Raw genomic sequence first — 25791 nt, forward strand, 5'->3', positions numbered from 1 at the left:
GATGAAACTACTGATAGTTGAAGACGATCTGTTATTGCAGGAAGGGTTAGCGCTGGCGCTGGGGAATGAAGGCTACGCCCTGGATTGTGCCACCACGGCCGCTGAAGCAGATGCCCTGATCCAGAGCGGTGAATACAGCCTCGTGATCCTGGATTTAGGGCTGCCGGATAAAGACGGCGCGACGCTGCTCTGCCAGTGGCGTCGTCGCGGGGTTGAGAATCCCGTCTTGATTCTCACCGCCCGCGATGCCATTGAAGACAGAATTAACGGGCTGGATTCTGGCGCTGACGATTATCTGGTAAAACCCTTCGCCCTTGCCGAGCTACAGGCTCGCGTACGGGCGTTGATCCGCCGCTATCAGGGCCATAGCGACAACCTGCTGACGGACGGAGATATCACCCTCAATCTGCAAACTCAGCAGGTGCTGCGCCAGTCTCAGCCTGTGGAAGTGACGCCAAAAGAGTTCGCTCTGCTGACGCGCCTGATCATGCGCAGCGGGCAGACCGTGCACCGTGAAACGCTGCAACAGGACATCTACTCCTGGCAGGACGATCCAGGATCAAACACGCTTGAAGTTCACATTCATAATCTGCGGCGCAAGCTCGGTAAAGATCGCATCAAAACCGTACGCGGCGTGGGTTACCGTCTGGAGAGCCAGAAATGAACAGTATGCGCCGGCGATTAATGGTGTTGCTGGCGGTTATTCTGCTATTTTTTCAACTCATTAGCGTTGTCTGGCTGTGGCATGAGAGCCGCGAGCAGATCGGTTTTCTGGTGAACGAAACGTTGTCCGCCAAAGCGCGCAACAACCATGTCGAAAAAGAGATCCGCGAAGCCATTGCCTCCCTGCTGGTCCCTTCTCTGGTGATGGTCGGTTTTACCCTGCTCTTCTCATTTTGGGCCGTCACCTGGATCACCCGACCACTCAACAAACTTCGCGCCAGCCTTGCGAACCGTTCGGCGGATAATCTGACTCCCCTGCCGATGTATTCCGATATGGAAGAGATAGGCGCTGTGACCACGTCGCTCAATCAACTCCTCGCCCGGCTGGACCACACTATTCAACAGGAACGCCTGTTTACCGCCGATGCGGCACACGAGTTACGTACGCCGCTTGCGGGGATTAGGCTCCATCTGGAACTGATGGCTCAGTCCGGTTCCCCGCAGGCCACGCCACTGATAAGCCGTATCGATCAGTTGATGCACACGGTGGAACAGCTGCTGATGCTGGCGCGTGCCGGGCAGGCGATGGCCAGCGGCCATTACGATACCGTGAACTGGACGGAGACGATCATTGCTCCGCTCAGCCTGGAGCATGAAGCCAAAGAGCATACGGTAATATGGCCGGCCCACAGCGCGCTGACGGTACAGGGGGACGCCGTCCTGTTACGTCTGATGCTAAGGAACCTTCTGGAGAATGCCGCCCGCTACAGCCCGGCAGGCACAACCATTGAAGTGGCATTAACAGCGACGGAGGGCGGTACCCGGGTGAGCGTTACCGATCAGGGGCCGGGTATTGATGAGGCGCACCGCCAGTCGATCACCGAACCTTTCCGACGTCTCGACCAGCGCTACGGCGGCAGCGGCCTTGGGCTGAGCATCGTACAGCGTATCGTACAGCTCCATCATGGCCATTTAACGCTGGAGAACGGCGCTGAGGGCGGCCTCATCGCCAGCTGTTGGTTACCGGCGAAAATAGGATAAAAAAAAGCCCCGTTAAGGGGCTTTATACAGGGGTTAGTGCTTGTAGATGAACTCGACGCCTTCTTCGTCGTCTTCATCCCAGTCATCGTCCCAGTCTTCATCATCTTCTTCCGCTTCCAGCTCTTCGAGCTGCTGGCGGTGGTAGTCATCCCACATGAATTCGACTTTTTCAGGCTGTTTCGCCTCTTCTGCCTGAACAACCGGATTCTCGATGATAAAGGTCATCACATCCCAGCAGAGATCTTTCACGCCAACCTGGCTGGCGGCAGAGATCAGATAGTACTTATCTTTCCAACCCATCGCTTCGGCAATCGCTTTAGCTTTCGCTTCAGCTTCCGCTTTGTCCATCAGGTCGATCTTGTTGAATACCAGCCAGCGCGGTTTTTGCGCCAGTTTTTCACTGTATTTCTCCAGCTCGCCAATAATGATACGGGCGTTTTCAACCGGATCGGAACCGTCGATTGGATCGATGTCGATGAGGTGCAACAGTACGCGACAACGCTCAAGGTGCTTCAGGAAGCGAATACCCAGACCGGCGCCTTCTGCTGCCCCTTCAATCAGACCCGGGATGTCAGCGACCACAAAGCTCTTCTCGTTATCCATACGGACAACGCCCAGGCTCGGCACCAGCGTCGTAAACGGATAATCCGCTACTTTGGGTTTCGCCGCAGAGACCGCACGGATAAACGTCGATTTACCGGCGTTTGGCATACCCAGCATCCCCACATCCGCCAGCAGCATCAGTTCCAGTTGCAGGTCGCGCTTATCACCCGGGGTACCCATGGTTTTCTGACGCGGGGTACGGTTAACGGAAGATTTGAAACGGCTGTTACCCAGACCATGCCAGCCGCCTTTCGCCACCATCAGGCGCTGACCGTGTTTGGTCATATCACCCATGGTTTCGCCCGTGCCCTGATCGATGACACGCGTACCCACCGGCACTTTGATCGTCACGTCTTTACCGCGTTTACCGGTACAGTCGCGGCTCTGGCCGTTCTGGCCACGCTCGGCGCGGAAAGATTTTTCGAAACGGTAGTCGATCAGCGTGTTGAGGTTTTCATCCGCCTCCAGCCACACGTCGCCACCGTCCCCACCGTCACCGCCGTCAGGACCGCCACGAGGAATATATTTTTCACGGCGGAAGCTTACACAACCGTTACCGCCATCACCTGCCACGACCAGAATCGTCGCTTCATCAACAAACTTCATTTTACTCTCCGTAACTCATTCGCCTGAGCGGGGGACTATTACAACCGCTTCATTTTTGCGCCAACGCCCCCAGAGACGATGACCAATGGCGGAATACATCGCGCCCGCAACCACGACAAACGCACCGAGATAACCCAACAGGTTGAGCATCGGCTTGACGAAGACATCGGGCCAGGCCATTGATAACAAATCTGAAAATAACAGCGTAAACAGCGGGGTAAGCGTGATTAAGGCGCTCACCTGTGCTGCCTGCCAGCGCGCCATGGCTTCAGCCAGAGCGCCATAACCGACCAGCGTATTCAGCCCACAAAAAATGAGGCACGCCAGTTGCCAGTCGCTGAGCTGGGTAATTACACCCGGCTTCGCTAAAGGCAATAATGCCAGTGTACACAAAGTGTACAGCAAAAAGAGGATCTGCTGTGAGGCAAGACGGCGCAATAACACCTTTTGCGCGACGCCATAACTCACCCAGACCGTTGCTGCACCCACCCCAAAAATGACACCCCAGGTGTAATCCGTCAGGCGGGTAAAAATCTCAATCAGGCTGGTGTTAAAGAACATCACCAGCCCGCAAAGCAGCATGCTTGCCCCGATGATCTGCGTGCCGCGCATCTTCTCCTTGAGGATGAATACGCTGGCGACCATCATGCCGACCGGTGAAAGCTGACCAATCACCTGCGACGCTGTAGGGCTAAGATATTGCAGGGAAGAGCTGAACAGAATGAAGTTACCGAACAGACCGCCCGTCGCGATAGCCAGTAACACCAGCCAACGCGGTTTTCGGAAGATGCGCAGCGGTGGCAGCTTACCTTTGACGGCCAGAATGGCGCCCAGGCCTATGCTTGCCATCAGGAAGCGATAAAACACCACCGTCGGTGGCTCCATGACTTCCAGTACCTGCTTCATTGCAATTGGCAGCGCACCCCAGCACATTGCGGTAGTGAGCGCCAAAAGAATACCCATGCCGGCCTGCTGCTTCATGCCCGTTTTCCCCTACAGAAAATTTTCCGGGTTTCCAATGTAAAAAGCCCCGCAACACGTTGCGGGGCTTTAATCCGTTACCGGACCGAGAAAACCTTACTCAGCAACGATGCTGATGTATTTACGGTTGTTCGGGCCTTTAACTTCAAATTTCACTTTACCGTCTGCTTTAGCAAACAGAGTGTGGTCACGACCGCAACCTACGTTAGTACCCGCGTGGAACTTGGTGCCACGCTGACGAACGATGATGCTACCCGCCAGAACGGATTCGCCACCGAAACGCTTAACGCCCAGGCGTTTAGCTTCTGAATCGCGACCGTTACGTGTGGAGCCGCCAGCCTTTTTTATGTGCCATTTAAATCTCTCCTCAGGTCTTAGGCGCTGATGCCAGTAATTTTCACATCAGTGAACCACTGACGGTGGCCCTGCTGCTTACGATAGTGTTTACGACGACGAAACTTAACGATTTTAACTTTCTCGCCACGACCGTGAGCAACAACTTCAGCTTTGATAACGCCGCCATCAACGAAAGGAACGCCGATTTTGACTTCTTCACCGTTTGCGATCATCAGAACTTCAGCGAACTCAACAGATTCGCCAGTTGCGATGTCCAGCTTTTCCAGGCGAACGGTCTGACCTTCGCTTACTCGGTGTTGTTTACCACCACTTTGGAAAACCGCGTACATATAAACTCCGCTTCCGCGCACATCCTCGTATGATTCAGAGTGCGCTATAAATATTCACAATAGGGCGCGAATATTACGCAAAACGCGAGCCTTTGACAAGTGCTACCATCAATACATGAAGAAAAAAAACACAACACGTACGGTAACGTTTATCTGAGCCGTTTTTTCAGTACAATCAGCAATACTATTTATAAACCGAAACCTTTTGTGTACCCATCTCGTGTGGGATAAACAGGATAAAAAGCCCGGCTTTTGCGATGAATTTAGAAAAAATCAATGAGTTAACCGCGCAAGATATGGCGGGTGTGAATGCAGCAATCCTGGAGCAACTCAACTCTGACGTTCAGCTGATCAATCAGTTGGGCTATTACATCGTCAGCGGCGGCGGTAAACGTATTCGTCCGATGATTGCCATTCTGGCCGCACGCGCGGTTGGCTATCAGGGAAATGCCCACGTCACGATCGCGGCGCTGATCGAATTTATCCACACCGCCACCCTGCTTCACGACGATGTTGTGGATGAATCAGACATGCGTCGTGGTAAAGCCACCGCCAACGCCGCGTTTGGTAATGCGGCAAGCGTTCTGGTAGGCGATTTTATCTATACCCGAGCCTTCCAGATGATGACCAGCCTTGGCTCGCTGAAGGTGCTGGAAGTGATGTCAGAAGCCGTGAACGTTATCGCTGAAGGTGAAGTCCTACAGCTGATGAACGTCAACGACCCGGACATCACCGAAGAAAACTATATGCGGGTGATTTATAGCAAGACCGCACGTCTGTTCGAAGCCGCCGCGCAATGCTCCGGCATTCTGGCAGGCTGCAGCGAAGCTCAGGAAAAGGGCCTTCAGGACTATGGCCGTTACCTCGGCACCGCGTTCCAGCTGATTGATGATTTGCTGGACTACAGCGCGGATGGCGAAACGCTCGGTAAAAACGTCGGCGATGACCTGAACGAAGGCAAGCCAACGCTGCCGCTGCTCCACGCGATGCGCAATGGCACACCAGAGCAGGCGAAAATGATCCGGGAGGCTATCGAGCAGGGAAATGGACGCCATCTTCTGGAACCGGTACTGGAAACAATGGCTATCTGCGGCTCCCTGGAATGGACGCGTCAGCGCGCTGAAGAAGAAGCGGACAAAGCCATCGCCGCCATTCAGGTCATTCCCGACAGCCCATGGCGTGATGCGCTAATCGGCCTCGCGCACATCGCCGTCCAGCGCGACCGATAATCCCCTTCTCATCTCCCTGCGCCCACGCAGGGAGATTCCAGTACACACCAATAAATTACATTTCCGCGTAAGCCCGTCGGGTTACAGGCCGCATGTATAAAGCCGTGCCTTATTCTGAATATTGCCTCTCGTAACATGAACTTTTTAGAACACATGTTCGAAGTGAGTATAGTAATGCTGTCTTTTCACACGAAACGACGTGGACGATAACGAACACAAGGACAGCATTATGGATACAAAATTCATCGACTGGCATTCTGCTGACATTATTGCGGCACTGCGTAAAAAAGGAACATCGCTGGCTGCCGAATCACGTCGTCATGGGCTAAGCTCGTCGACGCTGGCAAACGCCCTGACCCGCCCATGGCCAAAGGGGGAACTGATTATCGCGACGGCGCTTGATACGCATCCGTGGGTGATATGGCCGTCACGCTACCACGATCCCATTACCCATGAATTTATCGACAGAACGCGCATGATGCGCCAGAGCAAAACGAAGAAAGCGCATCAGGACTGATGCACCAGGATTGACAGGAACAGCAATCCCCCGGCCTGTTGTGGCAGGGGGGTGCCGGAACGATTACTCGCCCTTCACACGCTCGATATTTGCACCCAGCGCGCGCAGTTTGTCCTCAATACGCTCGTAACCACGATCGATGTGGTAGATACGATCGACAACGGTAGTCCCTTCCGCAATACAACCTGCCAGCACGAGGCTCGCAGACGCGCGCAGATCGGTCGCCATCACCTGCGCACCGGACAGTTTTTCAACGCCGTGGCAAATTACCGTGTTGCTTTCAATCTCAGCATGCGCACCCATACGGATCAGTTCCGGTACGTGCATGAAACGGTTTTCGAAGATAGTTTCCGTGATGAAGCCCGTGCCTTCGGCCACCAGGTTCAACAGCGTGAACTGTGCCTGCATATCCGTCGGGAATGCCGGATGTGGCGCAGTACGCACGTTAACGGCTTTAGGACGCTGCCCGTGCATATCGAGGCTGATCCAGTCTTCACCGATTTCAATGTCCGCACCCGCATCGCGCAGCTTCGCCAGCACCGCATCCAGGGTATCCGGCTGGGCGTTACGGCAGACAATCTTACCGCCAGAAATGGCTGCGGCCACCAGGAAAGTACCGGTTTCGATACGGTCCGGCAGAACGCGGTACACACCGCCACCCAGACGTTCAACGCCTTCGATGGTGATACGGTCTGTGCCCTGCCCGCTGATCTTCGCCCCCAGCGCGACCAGGAAGTTCGCGGTATCCACGATCTCCGGCTCACGGGCGGCGTTTTCGATGATGGTAGTGCCTTCTGCCAGCGTAGCAGCCGACATGATGGTGACTGTTGCGCCCACGCTCACTTTGTCCATGACAATGTGCGCGCCTTTCAGACGACCATTGACGGACGCTTTAACGTAACCCTCTTCCAGCTTGATCTCCGCGCCGAGTTTTTCCAGGCCGAAGATATGCAGGTCAACGGGACGCGCGCCGATAGCGCATCCGCCCGGCAGTGAAACCTGTCCCTGACCGAAACGCGCCACCAGCGGACCAAGCGCCCAGATGGAAGCACGCATGGTTTTCACCAGCTCATACGGCGCTGAGAAGTTGTTCACGTTGCTGGCATCGATCCAGACGGAACCGTTACGCTCCACTTTGGTGCCCAACTGGCCGAGCAACTTCATGGTCGTGTCGATATCTTTCAGCTTCGGTACGTTCTGGATCTCTACCGGCTCTTCTGCGAGCAGCGCAGCGAAAAGAATGGGCAGCGCGGCGTTTTTAGCGCCAGAAATTGTGACTTCGCCCTGGAGACGCGTGGGTCCCTGTACACGAAATTTATCCATCGTTTGCTCTCTTATAAATTCAACCGTGCTGCGGGCGTTCCGCCCTCAGCTCAAAAACCGTTTAGTTTGCGATCGCGTGCCCACTCCTGTGGGGTGAACGCTTTAATCGACAGGGCGTGGATGCGGTTATCCGCAATGTATTCCATCAGCGGCGCGTACACAGCCTGCTGTTTCTTCACGCGACTCATTCCGTCGAACATCTCACCCACAGCAATAACCTGGAAGTGACTGCCATCGCCAGAGACGTGGGCTTCCTGAAGGGAGAGTGCATTCATCAGCACAGTCTGGATTTCATTATTTTCCATGGGGTCTACATCATCTGATAGTGAAAACAAGCTCAACATCTTAGAGCAAAGTGGCGCGGTCTTAAACAAGCAAAAAGCCCCGACGCGTAAACTGTCGGGGCTTTCAGAAGTAACGTACTGAAAAAATTAGCGAGGTAATACGTCTTCGGGCAAATTGTAAAGCTGTGCAAGGGTAATCACGTTATCGCTTACCCCCGTCAGGGTAACGCTGCTCCCCTGCTTTTTGCCCGTGGCCACCAGGTGCGCCAGCAGGGCGATACCGGCGGTATCTACCCGCGTAACGCCATGGAGATCAATCAGCGTCACGCCCTGCATCGCGTTATGGCGAGCGTCCCACAGCGGGTTAAGCAGATCCTGATCCAGCTCTCCCGTCAGCGTCAACGTCTCGCCGTCACGCGCCCAGCTAAGCTGCTGTGACATTACTTCTTCTCGTCCAGGGTAATTTTCTGACGAGAGATAGACTGAAGCTGAGCCGTCAGGCCATCGATGCCTTTAGTGCGCAGCAGATCGCTCCACTCGTTCTGTTTAGTGGTGATCATGCTGACGCCTTCAGCGATCATGTCGTACGCCTGCCAGTTTCCGGTCTGGCTGTTTTTACGCCACTGGAAGTCCAGACGAACCGGTGGACGACCGTTTGGATCGATAATCGTCACGCGAATAGGAATGATAGTGGCATCGCCCAGCGGCTGTTCAGGGGCAATCTGATAGGTCTGCCCGTGGTACATCGCCAGCGCCTGGCCGTAAGCCTGTTTCAGGTATTCACGGAACGCCGCAAAGTAAGCCTCGCGCTGCGCCGGGGTCGCGTCTTTGTAGTAACGGCCCAGCACCAGTGCGCCCGCATACTTGATCTGCACATACGGCAGCAGTTCCTGATCCACCACATCACGCAGATAATCCGGGTTAGAACGGATTTTTGGCTGTTCGTTTTTAAGACGGTCGAAGGTTTTCTTCGCGGCCTCATTCATCAGTTTGTACGGGTTACTCTGATCCGCAGCGTGCGCCGCGGTAAGAGGGGCAATGACCAGCATGGCAACCATTAACAGTCGTTTAAACATGAATAACTTCTCCTGAAATTAATTCGTCGCGCCTGGCGTCGGTTCGACGTTGGTGTGGTCTTCACTCTGCGCAGGGGCATCGTCAGACTTTTTATCATCCCCTTTACTGTTGTAAAGGAACTGACCAATCATATCTTCCAGCACCATCGCTGACTTGGTATCCTGGATTACGCTACCGTCTTTAAGGATAGTCGTTCCCAGCTCAGGATCTTCAAAACCAACGTTAAGGGCCAGATATTGCTCCCCCAGCAGGCCAGAGGTGCGGATAGAAAGCGAGCTGGTGTCCGGAATGTGGTTATAGCGCTCTTCGATATCCATCGCGACGCGCGGCAGATAGGTTTTCTCATCAAGCGTAATGTCAGCGACACGTCCGATAACGACGCCACCAATACGCACCGGTGAGCGCGCTTTCAGGCCGCCGATGTTATCGAAAGTCGCGTAGACACGATACGTCGGCTCGGCGCGAACAGAGGTGATGTCCGCCGCTCGCAGGCAGATGAACAGCGCGGCCAGCAGCGCCAGAAGCAGAAACACGCCAACCCAAATTTCATTTTTTCTCGTTTGCATGAACTCAATTCCCAAACATCAGTGCGGTGAGCACAAAATCCAGACCTAAAACGGCCAGCGACGAATGTACGACAGTACGCGTCGTTGCACGGCTAATGCCCGCCGACGTCGGAATGGCATCGTAACCATTAAACAACGCAATCCAGGTAACCGTCACAGCGAAAACCACGCTCTTGATCAGACAGTTCACCAGATCCATCCGCAGATCGATGGCGTCCTGCATGGCAGACCAGAAGAATCCGGCATCAATGCCTTTCCAGTTAACGCCAACCAGCGCGCCTCCCCAGATACCTACCGCCACAAAGAGGATAGTCAGTAACGGCAAGGAGATAACCCCGGCCCAGAAGCGCGGCGAGATTACCCGGCGCAGCGGATCGACTGCCATCATCTCCATACTGGAGAGCTGCTCGGTGGCGCGCATCAGGCCAATTTCCGCCGTCAACGCTGACCCGGCACGCCCGGCGAACAGCAGCGCGGCAACCACCGGCCCGAGTTCACGCAGCAGCGAGAGCGCCACCAGCATGCCAAGGCTGGTTTCCGCGCTGTAGGTTGTCAGCACCAGATACCCCTGCAACCCCAGCACCATGCCAATAAACAGACCCGACACGATGATGATAAGCATCGACAGCACGCCGACGTTATAAAGCTGCCGTACCAATAACGGCGCATGCTTGCGGAACTCCGGTTTGCCGACCAGCGCGTTGAACAACATTAATCCGGCACGCCCGAACGTACTGATGGTTTTTAGGCCACGGTGTCCAAGACCCGCCAACGCATTTAACAGCATGAGTGGCTTAACTCCCTATTCCGAGTAAATCGTCATGATAGTCGCCCGCCGGATAGCGGAAAGGCACCGGCCCATCTGCGATACCGTCCAGGAACTGCCGCACGCGCGGATCGCCATTCTCCTGCAACGCCTGCGCGCTGCCGTGGGCGACGATCTTTTTGTCAGCCACAATATAGGCGTAATCAGCGATACTCAGCACTTCCGGCACGTCGTGGGAAACCACCACGCAGGTGACGCCAAGGGCGCTGTTCAGCTCCGAAATTAACTTCACCAGCACGCCCATGGTGATGGGGTCCTGCCCGACGAACGGTTCATCGAACATGATTAAATCGGGTTCCAGGGCAATAGCACGCGCCAGCGCGGCGCGGCGCGCCATCCCACCCGAGAGTTCGGACGGCATGAGTTTCGCAGCCCCCCGCAGCCCCACGGCTTCAAGCTTCATCATCACCGTACTGTGCAACAGCTCAGGAGGAAGATGGGTGTGCTCACGCAACGGATAGGCCACGTTGTCAAAAACGTTCATATCCGTGAACAGCGCGCCCGACTGAAAGAGCATGCTCATCCGTTTGCGAACCGTGTAGAGGCGCGAGCGAGACATCGCCGGGACATTTTCGCCGTCGAAGAGAATTTCGCCGCTGTCAGGGGGGATTTGCCCGCCGATAAGACGCAGCAACGTGGTTTTACCGATCCCTGACGGCCCCATGATGGCGGTGATTTTACCGCGCGGCACGGTCAGCGAAATATCATCAAATATTAACCGGTTGCCGCGAGAAAAACTGACGCCCCGGACATCGACTATATTCGCCATCGTTTGGCTCATTTATGGTTCCTTACTTACCTTGCTTCACGGCTGGCATGAAGCGTAAATCAGCCCTAAACCCCGCATTTTTACAGAATATTCACTATTGGGGTTAGCGAAAGCTGGCATTTGTTTTACTTTTCCGGCGCATAAAGTCAAAATTAGGAATTCGTTACGTCTCAGACTTCATCTGGCGCCAACATTCGTGCGCAGTGGACCAGCGAGTATACCTGAAGAAAGGACTTTTGATGCTTTTAGCAACAGCACTGTTAATAATTGGTTTACTGTTGGTGGTCTACAGTGCTGACCGTTTGGTCTTTGCCGCATCCATTCTCTGTCGACTCATTGGCATGCCGCCCATCATTATCGGCATGACGGTGGTCAGTGTAGGCACATCGCTTCCTGAAATCATCGTTTCTGTTTCAGCCTCGCTGCATGGGCAAGTCGACCTCGCTATCGGCACCGCGATTGGCTCTAACATCGTCAATATCTTACTGATTTTAGGCTTAGCCGCATTACTGCATCCATTTCGCGTGCATTCTGATGTTTTGCGCCGGGAATTGCCGTTAATGTTAGTCGTCAGTCTGCTGGCAGGCTACGTACTTTATGACGGGGTGCTGAGCGTCGGTGACGGTATATTCCTGCTCGCCCTGGCCGTGATCTGGTTGCTTTACAGCGTGAAGATCGCACGTCTGGCGGAAAAACAGGGTAACGATAGCCTTACGCGTGAGCATCTCGCCGAGCTGCCCCGGGAAGGGACCTTACCCGTCGCCCTGCTGTGGCTGGGCGTCGCGCTGATCATCATGCCAATGGCCACGCGGATGGTGGTCGATAACGCGACGGTGCTGGCGAACGCGTTTGCGATGAGCGAACTGACAATCGGTCTGACGGTAATCGCCATCGGCACCAGCCTGCCAGAGCTGGCCACCGCCATCGCCGGGGCGCGTAAAGGGGAAGATGATATCGCCATCGGCAATATCATTGGCTCGAATATTTTCAATATCGCAATCGTGACAGGGCTGCCGGCGCTAATCTCGCCGGGGCCGTTTAACCCTATGGTTTTCACGCGCGATTACGGTGTGATGCTGCTGGTCAGCGTGATTATCGCCCTGCTCTGCTGGCGGCGAAAAGAGCAGATCGGCAAAGGCGCAGGCGCGCTGCTGACGGGTGGATTTATCGTATGGCTGGCGATGCTGTACTGGCTTTCGCCTCTTCTCTCTGGGTAAACGGAAACGCATTATGTCGCAAATAGAATTGCAGCCGGGTTTTGACTTTCAGAAAGCAGGCAAAGACGTTCTGGAGATTGAACGTGAAGGTCTGGCGCAGTTAGATCAGTACATTAATCAGGATTTTAGTCTGGCCTGTGAGAAGATGTTCTACTGTGCCGGCAAAGTCGTGGTGATGGGGATGGGCAAATCCGGCCATATCGGACGCAAAATGGCGGCGACCTTTGCCAGTACCGGCACGTCGTCATTCTTCGTTCATCCCGGTGAAGCCGCGCACGGTGACCTCGGCATGGTTACGCCGCAGGACGTGGTTATTGCGCTGTCCAACTCCGGGGAATCGAATGAAATCCTGGCGTTGATCCCGGTACTGAAGCGTCTGCACGTACCGCTGATTTGCATGACCAGCCGACCAGAAAGCAGCATGGCGCGTGCGGCGGATATTCACCTGTGCGTGAAAGTGCCTAAAGAAGCCTGTCCGCTGGGGCTGGCGCCGACTTCCAGCACAACCGCCGCGCTGGTGATGGGCGATGCCCTTGCCGTTGCGCTGCTGGAAGCCCGCGGTTTTACGCCTGAAGATTTTGCCCTGTCTCATCCCGGCGGCGCGCTCGGGCGCAAACTGCTGCTGCGGGTTAACGATATTATGCACACTGGAGATGAGATCCCGCACGTGAGCAAAGAGGCCTCTTTGCGCGACGCGTTACTGGAGATCACCCGTAAAAACCTGGGCATGACGGTTATCTGCGACGATCTGATGAAGATTCAGGGCATTTTCACCGACGGCGACCTGCGCCGGGTATTCGATATGGGTGTGGATGTCCGAACGCTGGGCATTGCTGATGTGATGACGCCAGGCGGGATCCGCGTCCGTCCGGGCACGCTGGCGGTAGATGTGCTGAACCTGATGCAGTCCCGTCATATTACCTCAGTGATGGTTGCCGATGGCGACCAACTGCTGGGTGTGGTACATATGCATGATCTGCTGCGCGCTGGCGTAGTGTAATGAAGGATAAGACAATGAGTAATGCGGGTGCATCCCTTGCAACCTGTTATGGCCCGGTGAGCGCCCACATGATGGCAAAGGCGGAAAATATCCGCCTGTTGATCCTCGATGTGGATGGTGTGCTCTCCGACGGTCTGATTTATATGGGCAATAACGGCGAAGAGCTGAAAGCCTTTAACGTTCGCGACGGTTACGGTATCCGCTGTGCGCTCACGTCCGGTATTGAAGTTGCTATCATCACCGGGCGGAAAGCTAAACTGGTAGAAGATCGGTGTGAAACGCTGGGCATTACCCATCTCTATCAGGGGCAGTCTGATAAGATGGTAGCTTTCCGGGATCTGCTGGGAAAACTGGCCATTGCACCAGAGAATGTGGCATACGTCGGGGATGATTTGATCGACTGGCCAGTGATGGCGGAGGTGGGTCTGAGCATCGCCGTGGCTGACGCGCACCCGCTGCTGATCCCGCGTGCTGATTACGTTACCCATATTCACGGTGGCCGCGGCGCCGTCCGTGAAGTCTGCGATCTGCTTCTGCTGTCGCAGGGCAAGCTTGATGAGGCGAAAGGGCAATCGATATGAGTAAAACCAGACGTTGGGTTATCATTCTGCTTGCGCTTGTCGCCCTGGTACTGATTGGCGTCAACCTCGCTGACCGCGATGATACGCAAGCGGAAGTGGTTAACACGAGCGACCCGACCTACAAAAGCGATCACAGCGACACCGTGGTCTATAGCCCGGAAGGCGCGCTGAACTATCGCCTCGTTGCTCAGCATGTAGAATATTTTTCAGATGACGGTACCTCGTGGTTTACCCAACCGGTCATGACCACCTTTGATACGGACAAAGTGCCGACGTGGTCTATCAAGTCTGACCGGGCAAAACTGACAAATGACCGTATGCTTTACCTGTATGGTCACGTTGAAGTCAACGCCCTGACCGCTGACGCGCAACTGCGAAAAATTACGACGGATAACGCCCAGATCAACCTGGTCACCCAGGATGTCACGTCGCAGGATCTAGTCACCCTGTATGGCACAACATTTAATTCCAGCGGTTTAAGAATGCGCGGGAACTTACGCAGCAAAAACGCCGAGCTGATTGAAAAGGTTAGAACCTCCTATGAAATTCAAAACAAACAAACTCAGCCTTAAAGTTGTTATCGCCAGCGCGCTGCTGGCGGCCAGTCTTCCCGCGCTTGCTGTGACTGGCGACACCGAACAGCCGATTCATATTGAATCCGATACCCAGTCTCTGGATATGCAGGGTAACGTCGTCACCTTTACCGGCAACGTCGTCATGACCCAGGGCACCATTAAAATCAACGCCGACAAAGTGGTCGTTACCCGTCCGGGCGGCGAGCAGGGCAAAGAGATTATCGATGGTTATGGCAACCCGGCCACCTTCTACCAGATGCAGGACAACGGCAAGCCGGTGAAAGGCCATGCCTCGCATATGCACTATGAACTGGCGAAGGATCTGGTCATCCTGACCGGTAATGCTTACCTGGAACAGCTGGACAGCAATATCAAAGGCGACAAGATCACCTATCTGGTGAAAGAGCAGAAAATGCAGGCCTCCAGCGAAAAAGGCAAACGCGTCACGACCGTGCTTGTGCCTTCGCAGTTGCAGGACAAGAACAACGGTCAGGCTCCGGCACAGAAAAAGAGTAACTAATTCGTTATGGCAACTTTAACTGCAAAAAACCTCGCGAAAGCGTATAAGGGCCGCCGCGTCGTCGAAGATGTCAGTCTGACCGTCAACTCCGGCGAAATCGTGGGTTTGCTTGGCCCTAACGGGGCGGGTAAAACCACGACCTTCTACATGGTGGTGGGCATCGTCCCGCGTGACGCCGGCAACATCATCATCGATGATGAAGATATCAGCCTGCTGCCGCTGCATGCCCGCGCGCGTCGTGGCATCGGCTATTTGCCGCAGGAAGCGTCTATTTTCCGCCGCTTAAGCGTGTTCGACAACCTGATGGCCGTGCTCCAGATCCGTGACGATCTGACCAGCGAGCAGCGCTCTGACCGTGCGAACGAGCTGATGGAAGAGTTTCATATCGAACATCTGCGTGACAGCCTCGGCCAGGCGCTGTCCGGTGGTGAACGCCGCCGCGTTGAGATTGCGCGCGCGCTGGCAGCAAACCCAAAATTCATCCTGCTGGATGAACCGTTTGCGGGCGTTGACCCCATCTCCGTTATCGATATCAAACGTATCATTGAGCACCTGCGCGACAGCGGGCTTGGCGTACTGATCACGGACCACAACGTTCGTGAAACGCTGGCCGTGTGTGAGCGCGCCTACATAGTGAGCCAGGGCCATCTGATTGCCCACGGTACGCCGCAGCAAATCCTCGAAGATGAGCATGTTAAGCGCGTGTACCTTGGGGAAGACTTCAGACTCTGATAGGGTAGAGGTTAAGTCACGCCGAACCGGAGAAAAACGCTCTGAACATGAAGCAAGGTTTGCAATTACGGCTCAGCCAGCAACTGGCCATGACGCCGCAGCTACAGCAGGCAATCCGTCTGTTGCAGCTGTCCACGTTAGAACTCCAGCAGGAGCTCCAGCAGGCGCTGGACAGCAATCCGCTGCTGGAGCAAACCGATCTTCATGACGAGGTAGACGCCCAGCAGACGCAGGACACAGAAACGCTCGACTCCGTAGATGCGCTCGAACAGAAAGAGATGCCGGACGAACTGCCGCTGGATGCCAGCTGGGATGAAATCTACACCGCGGGTACCCCTTCCGGGACGCGCGCAGACTACCAGGACGATGAACTCCCGGTCTACCAGGGCGAAACCACCCAGTCGCTTCAGGACTACCTGATGTGGCAGGTAGAGCTGACCCCTTTCTCCGATACCGATCGCGCCATTGCCACCTCGATTGTCGATGCCGTTGACGACACGGGCTATTTGACCGTGACGCTGGACGAGATTCTTGAAAGCATCGGCGATGACGAGATTGAACTGGAAGAGATCGAAGCCGTTCTGAAACGCGTTCAGCGTTTCGACCCGATAGGTGTCGCCGCGAAAGATCTGCGCGACTGCCTTCTGATCCAGCTTTCGCAGTTTGCCAAAGAGACACCGTGGATTGACGAAGCCCGGCTCATCATCAGCGATCATCTGGATCTGCTGGCGAATCACGACTTCCGCACCCTGATGCGCGTCACACGCCTGAAAGAAGAGGTGCTGAAGGAAGCGGTGAATCTGATCCAGTCGCTCGATCCGCGTCCGGGGCAGTCGATCCAGACCAGCGAACCGGAATATGTCATCCCCGATGTGCTGGTGAGAAAACACAATGGCCGCTGGGTCGTTGAACTGAACGCCGACAGCATTCCTCGCCTGCAAATCAACCAGCAATACGCCTCCATGTGCACCAGCGCCCGTAACGACGCTGATAATCAATACATTCGCAGCAACCTTCAGGAAGCACGCTGGTTGATCAAGAGCCTGGAGAGCCGTAATGACACGCTGCTGCGCGTCAGCCGCTGTATTGTCGAACAGCAGCAGGCGTTCTTTGAGCAGGGCGAAGAGTTTATGAAACCGATGGTGCTGGCGGACATCGCCCAGGCCGTCGAGATGCATGAATCAACCATTTCCCGCGTGACCACGCAGAAATATCTGCACAGCCCACGCGGTATTTTTGAGCTTAAGTATTTCTTCTCCAGCCACGTGAACACCGAAGGCGGCGGCGAAGCCTCGTCAACGGCTATTCGCGCACTGGTGAAGAAGTTGATCGCCGCGGAGAACCCCGCGAAGCCACTCAGTGACAGTAAGTTAACCACCATGCTGTCCGATCAGGGTATTATGGTGGCACGTCGTACTGTCGCGAAGTATCGAGAGTCTTTATCCATTCCGCCGTCTAACCAGCGTAAACAACTGGTTTGACACAACCGATAAGGAAGACACTATGCAGCTCAATATCACCGGACATAACGTCGAGATTACTGAGGCTTTACGCGATTTTGTAAACACTAAGTTTGCGAAACTCGAGCAGTATTTCGAGAGGATCAACCAGGTCTATGTTGTGTTGAAAGTGGAGAAAGTGACGCATATCTCGGATGCGACCCTGCACGTCAACGGAGGGGAACTCCATGCCAGTGCGGAAGGGCAAGACATGTACGCGGCTATCGACGGCTTGATTGATAAGCTTGCGAGACAGCTCAATAAACATAAAGATAAACTGAAACAACACTAATTGTCCGGGCAGTTAACGGGTGCAGGACGGCCTGTTGTGAAACACAACAGGCCATTTGTACAGTTAGCGCTTAGGTGAAATTATGATAAACAACGATTCCGCTCTTCAACTGAGCAATGTCCTTAACCAGGATTGTACCCGCAGTGGCGTTCACTGCCAGAGCAAAAAACGTGCGCTGGAAATCATCAGTGAGCTGGCCGCAAAACAGCTGGGTCTGCCGCCGCAGATCGTGTTTGAAGCCATTCTGACCCGTGAAAAAATGGGCAGTACCGGCATCGGCAATGGCATTGCGATCCCGCATGGCAAGCTGGAAGAAGATACGCTGCGTGCCGTGGGGGTGTTTGTGCAACTGGAAACGCCTATCGCTTTTGACGCCATCGATAACCAGCCTGTGGATCTGCTTTTCGCGCTGCTGGTTCCTGCCGATCAGACCAAAACCCACCTGCACACGCTGTCGCTGGTTGCCAAACGTCTGGCGGATAAAACCATTTGTCGTCGACTGCGCTCAGCCCAAAGTGATGAAGAGCTTTATCAAATTATCACTGAAGCAGAAGGCAATCAGGATGAGGCATAATCGGGAAAGGGCCTTCAGTACGGCTGCCCTGAGGAGAAACGGAACATGGTGCTGATGATCGTCAGCGGTCGTTCGGGGTCCGGGAAGTCCGTGGCCCTGCGCGCGCTGGAAGACATGGGATTTTACTGTGTAGATAACCTGCCGGTAGTGTTGTTACCCGATCTGGCGCGGACGCTGGCGGACAGGCAAATCTCTGCCGCCGTCAGTATCGACGTGCGTAACATGCCGGAATCGCCGGAAATCTTCGAGCAGGCAATGAACAGCCTGCCGGAATGCTTCTCGCCTCAGCTCTTGTTCCTGGATGCTGACCGCAACACGCTGATCCGTCGCTACAGCGATACACGTCGTTTGCATCCGCTCTCCAGTAAAAATCTTTCGCTGGAAAGCGCCATCGATAAAGAGAGCGATCTGCTTGAGCCGCTGCGTTCCCGGGCCGACCTGATTGTCGACACTTCCGAAATGTCCGTCCACGAGCTGGCGGAAATGCTGCGTACGCGCTTACTCGGCAAGCGCGAGCGCGAACTGACGATGGTGTTTGAATCCTTCGGCTTTAAGCACGGCATACCTATCGATGCGGATTACGTTTTTGATGTGCGTTTCCTGCCGAACCCACACTGGGATCCGAAACTGCGTCCGATGACCGGTCTGGATAAGCCGGTGGCAGCGTTCCTCGACAGACACACAGAAGTACACAATTTTATCTACCAGACGCGAAGCTACCTTGAGCTATGGTTACCTATGCTGGAAACAAACAATCGCAGCTACCTGACGGTGGCGATTGGCTGTACCGGCGGTAAACATCGTTCGGTCTACATTGCCGAACAGCTGGCCGATTACTTCCGCTCACGCGGGAAGAACGTTCAGTCCCGTCATCGCACGCTGGAAAAACGCAAAACATGACCGTAAAACAGACCGTCGAAATCACCAACAAGCTGGGCATGCATGCGCGCCCGGCGATGAAGCTGTTTGAACTGATGCAGGGTTTTGATGCTGAGGTGCTGCTGCGCAACGACGAGGGAACCGAGGCAGAAGCCAACAGCGTGATTGCGCTACTGATGCTGGATTCTGCCAAAGGCCGTCAGATTGAAGTTGAAGCCACCGGCCCGCAGGAAGAAGAAGCGCTGGCGGCAGTGATTGCCCTGTTCAACGCCGGGTTTGACGAAGACTAACGTTCGCCATGTCGGCGGGTAGCGCTGCGCTTACCCGCCCTACCTAAGATTATTTCGCTCCATAAACCCTTCCCCACCCAGCTGACGCATCTGGCGCATAATCCACGCCTGGCGGCTTCGCACGTAGCCTGACGGGGCGCTGGCCTTAAAACGCAGCGGGTTCGGCAGCACGGCGGCAAGCAGTGCCGCTTCGGACATAGTCAGCCTGCTGGCGGGCTTGCCAAAATAGCGCTGCGATGCCGCTTCGACACCAAATACGCCGTCACCAAATTCCGCGATATTCAGGTAGACGGTTAAAATGCGTTTTTTGCTCCACACCGTCTCGACGCCCAGCGTCAGCCCGGCCTCCAGCCCTTTTCTCACCCAGCTGCGACCGTCCCATAAGAACAGGTTTTTTACCGTCTGCTGAGAAAGCGTCGATGCGCCGCGGACGCGGTTTTCATGACGTTCATTATGATCCAGCGCCTTCTCGATAGCCGCCACGTCAAAACCCCAGTGCTCCGGGAATTTCTGATCTTCTGCCGCAATGACCGCCAGCCCCATCCACGGCGAGATTGCATCCATGCTGACCCAGTCAGAATGGGCAACATAGCCAAAATCCCCAGAGAGCCAGGCGCTAATCTGCCGCTCTGCCATCACGGCCGAGAACGGGACGGGCAGGATGCTGAACAGCGCAATACCGCCGCCCCAGAACACAGCCAGGACCAGCACAATACGCAGCAGGATCCGTTTTAACCACCCGCCGGGGGAGAATTTACGACTCATTCGGTCAGGACCAGCACTCTGTCCACCAGCTTTTCAATGCCTGCGGCAGCCTCGGCGATGTTCTGCGCCAGCATATACGCTGGCGTGGTGATGATCTTGTTGTCCTCGTCCACCACAATGTCGTCTACCGGACATGGCACGTGTTCGCCGCCCATATCCTCGACAATCTCAGCGGTATCAATGTCGGTTCCGATCGTGAGCCGCAGCGGGAAATCAAAAATCTTCGGCAGCATGGCCGGCGCAATGCAGATAAAGCCCTGCGGCTTACCTGCCGCATGCATCGCCAGCGATAGCGCTTTCAAATCGGGATCGACATGACACGCCGTGCCTTCCGTTGCAAACGTGCTCAGGTTTTTCGCCGCGCCAAAACCGCCCGGCACGATGAGCGCATCAAGTTCAGCGGCATCGGCCTGTGCCAGCGGGTGAATATCGCCGCGCACAATACGCGCCGCTTCAATCAGCACGTTACGGCTTTCCGCCATTGGCTCGCCGGTGAGATGATTAATCACGTCTGCCTGGGTTTTATCCGGGGCGAAGCAGATAACGTCTGCCCCCTGGCGCGATAATGCCAGCAGCGTTAATACGGTTTCATGTATCTCTGAACCATCGTAAACACCACATCCGCTCAGCACGACACCAATCTTTTTCATTCTGACGATCCTTCTATGCAACTCGCTGAAGCACATTAAAAATTCTGATTAAAACGCTATGCTTCACACATTTCACTGATTCATGTAACAAACTGTTTAAGATTTGCTATCTTATCTGCGTGCGGCCTCAATTTTCAGGCGGCGTCCATGCGAAAACAACCCATAAAAATCAGGCGCAGCCACGATTTCCCTGGTGTTGGCGCAGTATTCGCGCACCCCGGTATAGCCGGGGTCATTTTTTTCTGGCGTCCACCCAGGCTTTCAGCACTGCCACATCGTTTTGCCACTCTTGTTTCATCTCTTCGACCCAATCACCTACGTTATCTTCCCAGGCAGGTAAATCAGGAGACTGAATCTGTTGGCCCAGCTGCTGGAGATGGCGTAACCCGACAGATCCTGCCGCGCCTTTGATTTTATGTCCCTCTTCGACGATGCCCTTCTGGTCACGCGCCGTCAGGTTGGATTCGAGCACGTTCAGATAGCCCGGCATCATTTTTTCGAACACGGCGAGGCCATCGGTGATCAGTTTTGGTCCCACCAGATCGATATACTGCTCCAGCATGGCGGTATCCAGTATCGTTTGGGCTTTAGCGCTATCAACAGACGTCATGGTGCTCTCCTCTTCATCACAGGTATCCCAGAACTTCTTGATCATCGCCGTCAGGGCGGGTACCGCCAGCGGCTTGCTGAGCACATCGTCCATACCGGCCTCGAGATACTCTTTTTTATCTTTCAACACGTTTGCGGTCAACGCCACCAGCGGCGGCAGCTCGTCAGGAGCATATTTGCGCGTCAGCTCGCGGGAGATATCCAGCCCGGTCATGTCCGGTAGCTGAATATCGAGCAGCACCAGGTCATACTCGCCCGGCGTGAACATCTCCAGCGCGGCTTTCCCGGTCATCGCCACATCCACGCTGTTACCGAGTTTTTCCAGTACCGACCGAGCGACAATGACGTTCAGCTCAATATCTTCCACCAGCAGAACGTGCAGGGCTGGCAGCGGCATATCGTCGTTCTCAAACGTATCATCCACCTCTTCCGCCACGGCAGGCGCGTGGACGGTAAGCGTAAAGGTGGAGCCTTTACCCGGCTGGCTGGCAACGGTGATATCCCCGCCCATACTTTTCGCCAGACGTTTCGACACCGCCAGTCCAATGCCCGTACCGGTCGCCGGTTTACCGCCGTGGCTGTCTTTAACCTGATAATACATGGCGAAGATCTTATCCTGTTCCTCTTGAGGAATGCCGATACCCGAGTCCTCAACTTCAAAGTGCAGCATGTCGCCTTCGTCATAGCGAATGCGCACCGCAACCTGCCCCTTCTGGGTAAACTTCACGGCGTTGCTGATGAGGTTCCACAGGATCTGCCGCAGACGTGTGCCGTCCGTCACCACTTTATGCGGCAACGGCAGCGTTGGCTCCATCACAAAGCTCAACCCTTTTTGCTGAGCCTGTAAACCTGACAGGTTTTCCAGGTCCGCGAGGAAACCGGTAAAATCAACCGGCTGGTTGTCGAGCTGAACTTTACGGCGTTCCATCTTATCCATGTCGATAATATCATTGAAGATATTGCCCAGCGTGACCGCCGAGACGTGGATCGTTTTCAGGTATTTTTCCTGCTCGCTGGTCAGCTCGGTATCCAGCAGAATGCGGCTCAGCCCCACAATGCCATTCAGCGGGGTGCGCAGTTCATGGCTGATGGTGGAGATGAAGGTGGTTTTATCCCGGCTGGCGCGCTCCAGCGCATCCTGATAGCGCTTACGCTCGGTGATATCGCGGCCAAAGCCCATCAGACCATGACGTTTCCCCACCCGGTCGTAATAAGGCACTTTGCGGATCTCAAAGCAGGCTTTGCGCCCGTCAGGATAGTCCAGCCACTGCTCATAGGTCAGCGAAACGTTATGGCGGAAGACCTTTTCATCCGTCTCCATCACTTTTGCTGCCGCCTCTTCGGAATAGACATCCTGAGGTTTCAGGTGGATCAGCTGCTTTTCGCTTTTCCCGGTCAACAGTTCCATGGCCCGGTTACAGCCGGAGAACTCTTTATCTTCATTACGGTAGAACACCAGATCCGGCGACGCATCGAGGAACGAGCGCAGGAAAGAGGATTGCTGTTCAAGCTGGATCTGCGTCACTTCACGCTCTTTCATCTCAACTTTTAGCTGCTCAAGCGTGGTCTGACGCTCGGCTTCCGCCTTCTCACGGTCTGAAATTTCCTGATTCAGCTGGGCAATGTTGTCCTTGAGCTGAACGTTGAGTTTGAGATCGCGCTCGCGCATCTCTTCCAGCTTATCCACCAGTTTCGATAAACGCTGTCGGGACTCTTCCAGTTGCTCAACCACCACGGAGAGAAAATAGACCGCCCATGGGGTAATCAGCAGGCCAAAGAAAATAGAGCGGATCACGTCGATGCTCTCGACCTGACCATGCAGAACCATGGTCACGGCCATTTGCACGACGATGGCCAGAACGACCAGCGCCAGCGCCAGCAGCATGGAAAAACGCACCAGCCCGAGCTTCATCATCAGGTCGACGTAGTACTGGGCCAGCATTCGAATTTGCTTCATAGAGGATCCCTTCACGACTTTATCGCTCAATAATACTCAAATTCACGGCGAGGCGTTGAAGGTTGTGAGAAAAAGTGCGGGGTGAAACAGGAGATTAGCCTCGCCCCCGGGCAACCGGGAGCGAGGAAGAAGGTTTATCAGGAGCGTTTTAGCAGCATCCAGAGGCTGATCAGGAAGAAACTGGCGCTCGGCAACAGTGCGCCGATAATTGGCGGAATGCCATACACCAGCGTCAGCGGACCGAAAATCTGATCGAGGACGTAGAACACAAAACCAAAGCTGATACCGGTTACCACGCGAACCCCCATTGGCACGCTACGCAGCGGTCCAAAGATGAACGATAGCGCCATCAGCATCATCACGGCCACGGACAGCGGCTGGAAGATTTTGCTCCACATGTTGAGCTGGTAACGCCCCGCATCCTGTCCGCTCGATTTCAGATACTTCACGTAATTATGCAGACCGCTGATGGAGAGCGCATCGGGATCGAGCGCTACCACCCCAAGCTTGTCCGGCGTCAGGTTGGTTTTCCAGGTACCGCTAACGGTCTGCGAACCGGTGATCTGTTTCGGGTTCGTCAGGTCAGATTCATCAACCTGGGATAACCGCCAAAGCTTGTTGTTCGCATCAAATTTAGCGGAGGCGGCATAACGCACCGACTGTAAACGACGATCGTTATTGAAGGCATAGATACTCACGCCGCCCAGTTCATCGTCCCCTTTCACGCGTTCGATATAGACAAAGTTCTGACCATCTTTCGCCCATAATCCCTGCTGCGTGGAGAGCAGTGAACCGCCGTACATAGCCTGAGCACGGTAGTTACGCGCCATCTGTTCGCCCTGCGGCGCGACCCATTCGCCAATCGCCATGGTCAACAGCACCAGCGGGATCGCGGTTTTCATCACCGACAGCGCAACCTGCATACGGGTAAAACCCGATGCCTGCATAACCACCAGCTCGCTACGCTGAGCCAGCATCCCCAGGCCCAGCAGCGCCCCCAACAGGGCCGCCATCGGGAAGAAGATCTGCACATCTTTTGGTACGCTGAGCAGGGTATACATCCCGGCGCCCAACGCGTCGTAACTCCCCTGCCCGGCTTTTTTCAACTGGTCTACAAATTTGATAATGCCCGAGAGCGACACCAGCATGAACAGGGTCATCATGATGGTGGTGAAAATCGTTTTACCGATATAGCGGTCAAGTACGCCAAACGCCTGCATTAGATGGCTCCTTTACGCGTAAACCGGGCACGAAGACGACGCACAGGCACCGTGTCCCACAAGTTGAGTCCGACTGCCAGCAGCAGATACAAACCATTCACGACCCAGGTCCAGATCATCGGGTCAATTTTTCCTTTCCCGCCGTTAGACTTGATTGAGGTTTGCAGCAGGAAGAACACCAGATACAGCAGCATCGCTGGCAGCATCGACAGCACGCGGCCCTGGCGCGGGTTTACCACGCTCAGCGGAACCACCATCAGCGCCATCATAAATACGGTGAAGACCAGCGTGATACGCCAGTGCAGTTCAGCACGCGCACGATCGGTATCGGTATTCATTAAGGTGCGCATATCCATCTGCTCAGTATCCGTGGGATCGAGCGCGACGGCCTGATGGCCAATGATGGCCTGGTAGTTCTGAAAATCGGTAATACGGAAGTCGCGCAGCATAGCCGTGCCTTCGAAACGCGTTCCTTTGTTCAGCGTGACAACCTGAGAGCCGTCTTTACGCTGAGACAGCTGACCGGAGTCCGCCACCACCACAGAAGGCCGGGCGTTACCTTTCGGGCGCAGTTGAGCAAGAAACACGTCATTGAAGCGGTTGCCATCGACGCTTTCGATAAACAGCACGGAGTTACCGTCGGTCGCCTGCTGGAACTGCCCCTGCGCCAGCGCCGCCAGCCCCGGGTTAGCTTTTGCTTCCGCCAGCACCTCATCCTGATGACGAGAGGAGGTCGGCCCCGCCCACATGACGTTAACCGCGGCAACAATGCCCGTAAACAGCGCCAACACCATGGCTGCTTTTACCAGTACGGCTTTACTGAGGCCGCAGGCATGCATCACGGTGATTTCACTTTCGGTATAGAGCTTACCCAGGGTCATCAGCAGACCAAGGAACAGGCTTAACGGCAGGATAAGCTGCGCCATTTCCGGCACGCCAAGCCCGAGCAGGGAAAGCACCAGATTCGTTGGGATTTCGCCATCAACCGCCGCGCCGAGGATCCTGACCAGCTTCTGACAGAAAAAGATCAGAAGGAGGATAAAGAGGATCGCCAGTTGGCTCTTCAGCGTCTCCCGAACCAGATATCTTATGATTATCACTTTAAATACGCCCGTTAAAACTCGTCTTATGCAGGAATTTAGCTTGTTTCATGGCTTAAACGTCATTTATTCTCTTGAGTCGTCGAAATCATCGCTAAGATTAAAAAACCCGGCGGATTCGCGCTTCATGACATTTATTGACGTGTCGAAACCGTAGTAA

31 protein-coding genes are annotated in these 25791 nt (G+C 54.9%); 15 read left to right on the top strand and 16 right to left on the bottom strand.

What is annotated here, in order from left to right; all coding sequences use genetic code 11:
* Position 1 precedes the first annotated feature (1 nt).
* Together pmrA and pmrB are read left to right on the top strand one after the other, a co-directional pair.
* Entirely contained in the window at positions 2–664 is a 663-nt protein-coding gene (pmrA, locus tag KTH07_RS17825) for a two-component system response regulator PmrA (protein WP_015571977.1), read from the top strand.
* Positions 661–1704 carry a two-component system sensor histidine kinase PmrB gene (gene pmrB / locus KTH07_RS17830; protein ID WP_017382733.1) on the top strand — a complete coding sequence of 348 codons (1044 nt, stop codon included), beginning with the start codon at positions 661–663 and terminating at the stop codon, positions 1702–1704. The genes pmrA and pmrB overlap by 4 nt, the downstream gene beginning before the upstream one ends.
* 33 nt (positions 1705–1737) lie before the next feature.
* On the opposite strand, the gene cgtA is transcribed toward pmrB, so the two are convergent.
* The 4 genes from cgtA to rplU form a co-directional block, all read right to left on the bottom strand.
* On the bottom strand, positions 1738–2913 hold the full coding sequence (gene cgtA / locus KTH07_RS17835) for an Obg family GTPase CgtA (RefSeq protein ID WP_032618936.1): 1176 nt from the start codon (positions 2911–2913) through the stop codon (positions 1738–1740).
* 15 nt (positions 2914–2928) lie between these two features.
* Positions 2929–3894, bottom strand: coding sequence for a DMT family transporter (locus KTH07_RS17840; RefSeq protein ID WP_015571979.1), 966 nt, complete (start codon positions 3892–3894; stop codon positions 2929–2931).
* Between the two features lie 96 nt (positions 3895–3990).
* On the bottom strand, positions 3991–4242 hold the full coding sequence (gene rpmA, locus KTH07_RS17845; protein ID WP_217310953.1) for a 50S ribosomal protein L27: 252 nt from the start codon (positions 4240–4242) through the stop codon (positions 3991–3993).
* 26 nt (positions 4243–4268) lie between these two features.
* Positions 4269–4580 (bottom strand): 50S ribosomal protein L21, encoded by a 312-nt coding sequence (rplU, locus tag KTH07_RS17850; RefSeq protein WP_003025032.1) that lies wholly within the window; start codon positions 4578–4580, stop codon positions 4269–4271.
* A gap of 257 nt (positions 4581–4837) precedes the next feature.
* Between rplU and ispB the strand changes: the two genes are divergently transcribed.
* Both ispB and sfsB read left to right on the top strand, forming a co-directional pair.
* Positions 4838–5809: an octaprenyl diphosphate synthase gene (ispB, locus tag KTH07_RS17855; RefSeq protein WP_006812126.1), complete on the top strand. Its 972-nt coding sequence runs from the start codon at positions 4838–4840 to the stop codon at positions 5807–5809.
* 229 nt (positions 5810–6038) lie between these two features.
* Positions 6039–6326 carry a DNA-binding transcriptional regulator SfsB gene (sfsB, locus tag KTH07_RS17860; protein WP_017382732.1) on the top strand — a complete coding sequence of 96 codons (288 nt, stop codon included), beginning with the start codon at positions 6039–6041 and terminating at the stop codon, positions 6324–6326.
* A 63-nt stretch (positions 6327–6389) separates the two neighbouring features.
* Here the strand turns inward: sfsB and murA are convergent, their stop codons facing one another.
* The 7 genes from murA to mlaF all read right to left on the bottom strand — a co-directional run bounded on the left by murA (position 6390) and on the right by mlaF (position 11183).
* Positions 6390–7649, bottom strand: a complete 1260-nt coding sequence (gene murA, locus KTH07_RS17865; RefSeq protein ID WP_006812128.1) for a UDP-N-acetylglucosamine 1-carboxyvinyltransferase — start codon at positions 7647–7649, stop codon at positions 6390–6392.
* 50 nt (positions 7650–7699) lie between these two features.
* On the bottom strand, positions 7700–7954 hold the full coding sequence (gene ibaG, locus KTH07_RS17870; protein ID WP_003861840.1) for a BolA family iron metabolism protein IbaG: 255 nt from the start codon (positions 7952–7954) through the stop codon (positions 7700–7702).
* 126 nt (positions 7955–8080) lie between these two features.
* Complete coding sequence (mlaB, locus tag KTH07_RS17875) at positions 8081–8374, bottom strand: lipid asymmetry maintenance protein MlaB (protein ID WP_003861843.1); 294 nt, start codon at positions 8372–8374, stop codon at positions 8081–8083.
* The gene (mlaC, locus tag KTH07_RS17880; protein WP_003861845.1) at positions 8374–9009 is read right to left on the bottom strand and encodes a phospholipid-binding protein MlaC; all 636 of its coding nucleotides are present in this window, start codon (positions 9007–9009) and stop codon (positions 8374–8376) included. Before mlaC ends, mlaB begins: the two co-directional genes overlap by 1 nt.
* Positions 9010–9027: 18 nt before the next feature.
* On the bottom strand, positions 9028–9576 hold the full coding sequence (mlaD, locus tag KTH07_RS17885) for an outer membrane lipid asymmetry maintenance protein MlaD (protein ID WP_006812131.1): 549 nt from the start codon (positions 9574–9576) through the stop codon (positions 9028–9030).
* Between the two features lie 4 nt (positions 9577–9580).
* A complete protein-coding gene (gene mlaE, locus KTH07_RS17890; protein ID WP_003861848.1) occupies positions 9581–10363 on the bottom strand; it encodes a lipid asymmetry maintenance ABC transporter permease subunit MlaE in 783 nt (260 codons plus the stop codon).
* Positions 10364–10370: 7 nt separating this feature from the next.
* A complete protein-coding gene (gene mlaF / locus KTH07_RS17895) occupies positions 10371–11183 on the bottom strand; it encodes a phospholipid ABC transporter ATP-binding protein MlaF (protein WP_017382730.1) in 813 nt (270 codons plus the stop codon).
* Positions 11184–11410: 227 nt separating this feature from the next.
* On the opposite strand from mlaF, the gene KTH07_RS17900 reads away from it, so the two are divergent.
* From KTH07_RS17900 to npr, 11 genes are all read left to right on the top strand, one after another.
* Positions 11411–12388: a calcium/sodium antiporter gene (locus KTH07_RS17900; RefSeq protein WP_063162060.1), complete on the top strand. Its 978-nt coding sequence runs from the start codon at positions 11411–11413 to the stop codon at positions 12386–12388.
* 13 nt (positions 12389–12401) lie between these two features.
* Entirely contained in the window at positions 12402–13388 is a 987-nt protein-coding gene (gene kdsD, locus KTH07_RS17905; RefSeq protein WP_003861853.1) for an arabinose-5-phosphate isomerase KdsD, read from the top strand.
* A 14-nt stretch (positions 13389–13402) separates the two neighbouring features.
* Positions 13403–13969, top strand: coding sequence for a 3-deoxy-manno-octulosonate-8-phosphatase KdsC (kdsC, locus tag KTH07_RS17910; RefSeq protein ID WP_017693909.1), 567 nt, complete (start codon positions 13403–13405; stop codon positions 13967–13969).
* Positions 13966–14541: an LPS export ABC transporter periplasmic protein LptC gene (gene lptC / locus KTH07_RS17915; protein WP_015571983.1), complete on the top strand. Its 576-nt coding sequence runs from the start codon at positions 13966–13968 to the stop codon at positions 14539–14541. The genes kdsC and lptC overlap by 4 nt, the downstream gene beginning before the upstream one ends.
* Positions 14510–15064 carry a lipopolysaccharide ABC transporter substrate-binding protein LptA gene (lptA, locus tag KTH07_RS17920; protein ID WP_006812136.1) on the top strand — a complete coding sequence of 185 codons (555 nt, stop codon included), beginning with the start codon at positions 14510–14512 and terminating at the stop codon, positions 15062–15064. The genes lptC and lptA overlap by 32 nt, the downstream gene beginning before the upstream one ends.
* Before the next feature lie 6 nt (positions 15065–15070).
* Positions 15071–15796, top strand: a complete 726-nt coding sequence (lptB, locus tag KTH07_RS17925) for an LPS export ABC transporter ATP-binding protein (protein ID WP_023304493.1) — start codon at positions 15071–15073, stop codon at positions 15794–15796.
* A 47-nt stretch (positions 15797–15843) separates the two neighbouring features.
* Positions 15844–17277 carry an RNA polymerase factor sigma-54 gene (rpoN, locus tag KTH07_RS17930; protein ID WP_003861864.1) on the top strand — a complete coding sequence of 478 codons (1434 nt, stop codon included), beginning with the start codon at positions 15844–15846 and terminating at the stop codon, positions 17275–17277.
* A 22-nt stretch (positions 17278–17299) separates the two neighbouring features.
* Complete coding sequence (hpf, locus tag KTH07_RS17935) at positions 17300–17587, top strand: ribosome hibernation promoting factor (RefSeq protein ID WP_003861866.1); 288 nt, start codon at positions 17300–17302, stop codon at positions 17585–17587.
* A gap of 82 nt (positions 17588–17669) precedes the next feature.
* Positions 17670–18161 (top strand): PTS IIA-like nitrogen regulatory protein PtsN, encoded by a 492-nt coding sequence (ptsN, locus tag KTH07_RS17940; protein ID WP_003861869.1) that lies wholly within the window; start codon positions 17670–17672, stop codon positions 18159–18161.
* Between the two features lie 45 nt (positions 18162–18206).
* Entirely contained in the window at positions 18207–19061 is an 855-nt protein-coding gene (gene rapZ / locus KTH07_RS17945) for an RNase adapter RapZ (RefSeq protein WP_003861870.1), read from the top strand.
* The gene (gene npr / locus KTH07_RS17950; RefSeq protein ID WP_003861872.1) at positions 19058–19330 is read left to right on the top strand and encodes a PTS phosphocarrier protein NPr; all 273 of its coding nucleotides are present in this window, start codon (positions 19058–19060) and stop codon (positions 19328–19330) included. The genes rapZ and npr overlap by 4 nt, the downstream gene beginning before the upstream one ends.
* Before the next feature lie 39 nt (positions 19331–19369).
* On the opposite strand, the gene mtgA is transcribed toward npr, so the two are convergent.
* From mtgA to lptF, 5 genes are all read right to left on the bottom strand, one after another.
* Positions 19370–20095, bottom strand: a complete 726-nt coding sequence (gene mtgA, locus KTH07_RS17955; RefSeq protein WP_015571986.1) for a monofunctional biosynthetic peptidoglycan transglycosylase — start codon at positions 20093–20095, stop codon at positions 19370–19372.
* Complete coding sequence (elbB, locus tag KTH07_RS17960) at positions 20092–20745, bottom strand: isoprenoid biosynthesis glyoxalase ElbB (RefSeq protein WP_015571987.1); 654 nt, start codon at positions 20743–20745, stop codon at positions 20092–20094. The genes mtgA and elbB overlap by 4 nt, the downstream gene beginning before the upstream one ends.
* A gap of 232 nt (positions 20746–20977) precedes the next feature.
* Positions 20978–23311 carry an aerobic respiration two-component sensor histidine kinase ArcB gene (gene arcB, locus KTH07_RS17965; RefSeq protein ID WP_032618934.1) on the bottom strand — a complete coding sequence of 778 codons (2334 nt, stop codon included), beginning with the start codon at positions 23309–23311 and terminating at the stop codon, positions 20978–20980.
* Positions 23312–23448: 137 nt separating this feature from the next.
* On the bottom strand, positions 23449–24531 hold the full coding sequence (lptG, locus tag KTH07_RS17970; protein ID WP_001147540.1) for an LPS export ABC transporter permease LptG: 1083 nt from the start codon (positions 24529–24531) through the stop codon (positions 23449–23451).
* Positions 24531–25631, bottom strand: coding sequence for an LPS export ABC transporter permease LptF (lptF, locus tag KTH07_RS17975; RefSeq protein ID WP_003861881.1), 1101 nt, complete (start codon positions 25629–25631; stop codon positions 24531–24533). Before lptF ends, lptG begins: the two co-directional genes overlap by 1 nt.
* Between the last annotated feature and the right edge of the window lie 160 nt (positions 25632–25791).

Origin of the sequence: Enterobacter cloacae complex sp. ECL72 (assembly GCF_019056635.1) — a bacterium.
GTDB lineage: Bacteria > Pseudomonadota > Gammaproteobacteria > Enterobacterales > Enterobacteriaceae > Enterobacter > Enterobacter hormaechei_C.

Bases quoted from the DNA above. Each gene is read 5' to 3' on its own strand.
- rpoN (WP_003861864.1), top strand. From the start codon at position 15,844: ATGAAGCAAGGTTTGCAATTACGGCTCAGCCAGCAACTGGCCATGACG.
- hpf (WP_003861866.1), top strand. From the start codon at position 17,300: ATGCAGCTCAATATCACCGGACATAACGTCGAGATTACTGAGGCTTTA.
- murA (WP_006812128.1), bottom strand. From the start codon at position 7,649: ATGGATAAATTTCGTGTACAGGGACCCACGCGTCTCCAGGGCGAAGTC.
- pmrA (WP_015571977.1), top strand. From the start codon at position 2: ATGAAACTACTGATAGTTGAAGACGATCTGTTATTGCAGGAAGGGTTA.
- mlaC (WP_003861845.1), bottom strand. From the start codon at position 9,009: ATGTTTAAACGACTGTTAATGGTTGCCATGCTGGTCATTGCCCCTCTT.
- rplU (WP_003025032.1), bottom strand. From the start codon at position 4,580: ATGTACGCGGTTTTCCAAAGTGGTGGTAAACAACACCGAGTAAGCGAA.
- ispB (WP_006812126.1), top strand. From the start codon at position 4,838: ATGAATTTAGAAAAAATCAATGAGTTAACCGCGCAAGATATGGCGGGT.
- cgtA (WP_032618936.1), bottom strand. From the start codon at position 2,913: ATGAAGTTTGTTGATGAAGCGACGATTCTGGTCGTGGCAGGTGATGGC.
- npr (WP_003861872.1), top strand. From the start codon at position 19,058: ATGACCGTAAAACAGACCGTCGAAATCACCAACAAGCTGGGCATGCAT.
- lptA (WP_006812136.1), top strand. From the start codon at position 14,510: ATGAAATTCAAAACAAACAAACTCAGCCTTAAAGTTGTTATCGCCAGC.
- rapZ (WP_003861870.1), top strand. From the start codon at position 18,207: ATGGTGCTGATGATCGTCAGCGGTCGTTCGGGGTCCGGGAAGTCCGTG.
- ibaG (WP_003861840.1), bottom strand. From the start codon at position 7,954: ATGGAAAATAATGAAATCCAGACTGTGCTGATGAATGCACTCTCCCTT.
- elbB (WP_015571987.1), bottom strand. From the start codon at position 20,745: ATGAAAAAGATTGGTGTCGTGCTGAGCGGATGTGGTGTTTACGATGGT.
- lptB (WP_023304493.1), top strand. From the start codon at position 15,071: ATGGCAACTTTAACTGCAAAAAACCTCGCGAAAGCGTATAAGGGCCGC.
- kdsC (WP_017693909.1), top strand. From the start codon at position 13,403: ATGAGTAATGCGGGTGCATCCCTTGCAACCTGTTATGGCCCGGTGAGC.
- kdsD (WP_003861853.1), top strand. From the start codon at position 12,402: ATGTCGCAAATAGAATTGCAGCCGGGTTTTGACTTTCAGAAAGCAGGC.
- arcB (WP_032618934.1), bottom strand. From the start codon at position 23,311: ATGAAGCAAATTCGAATGCTGGCCCAGTACTACGTCGACCTGATGATG.
- lptC (WP_015571983.1), top strand. From the start codon at position 13,966: ATGAGTAAAACCAGACGTTGGGTTATCATTCTGCTTGCGCTTGTCGCC.
- mlaF (WP_017382730.1), bottom strand. From the start codon at position 11,183: ATGAGCCAAACGATGGCGAATATAGTCGATGTCCGGGGCGTCAGTTTT.
- ptsN (WP_003861869.1), top strand. From the start codon at position 17,670: ATGATAAACAACGATTCCGCTCTTCAACTGAGCAATGTCCTTAACCAG.
- mlaE (WP_003861848.1), bottom strand. From the start codon at position 10,363: ATGCTGTTAAATGCGTTGGCGGGTCTTGGACACCGTGGCCTAAAAACC.
- mlaB (WP_003861843.1), bottom strand. From the start codon at position 8,374: ATGTCACAGCAGCTTAGCTGGGCGCGTGACGGCGAGACGTTGACGCTG.
- sfsB (WP_017382732.1), top strand. From the start codon at position 6,039: ATGGATACAAAATTCATCGACTGGCATTCTGCTGACATTATTGCGGCA.
- mtgA (WP_015571986.1), bottom strand. From the start codon at position 20,095: ATGAGTCGTAAATTCTCCCCCGGCGGGTGGTTAAAACGGATCCTGCTG.
- KTH07_RS17900 (WP_063162060.1), top strand. From the start codon at position 11,411: ATGCTTTTAGCAACAGCACTGTTAATAATTGGTTTACTGTTGGTGGTC.
- lptG (WP_001147540.1), bottom strand. From the start codon at position 24,531: ATGCAGGCGTTTGGCGTACTTGACCGCTATATCGGTAAAACGATTTTC.
- pmrB (WP_017382733.1), top strand. From the start codon at position 661: ATGAACAGTATGCGCCGGCGATTAATGGTGTTGCTGGCGGTTATTCTG.
- KTH07_RS17840 (WP_015571979.1), bottom strand. From the start codon at position 3,894: ATGAAGCAGCAGGCCGGCATGGGTATTCTTTTGGCGCTCACTACCGCA.
- mlaD (WP_006812131.1), bottom strand. From the start codon at position 9,576: ATGCAAACGAGAAAAAATGAAATTTGGGTTGGCGTGTTTCTGCTTCTG.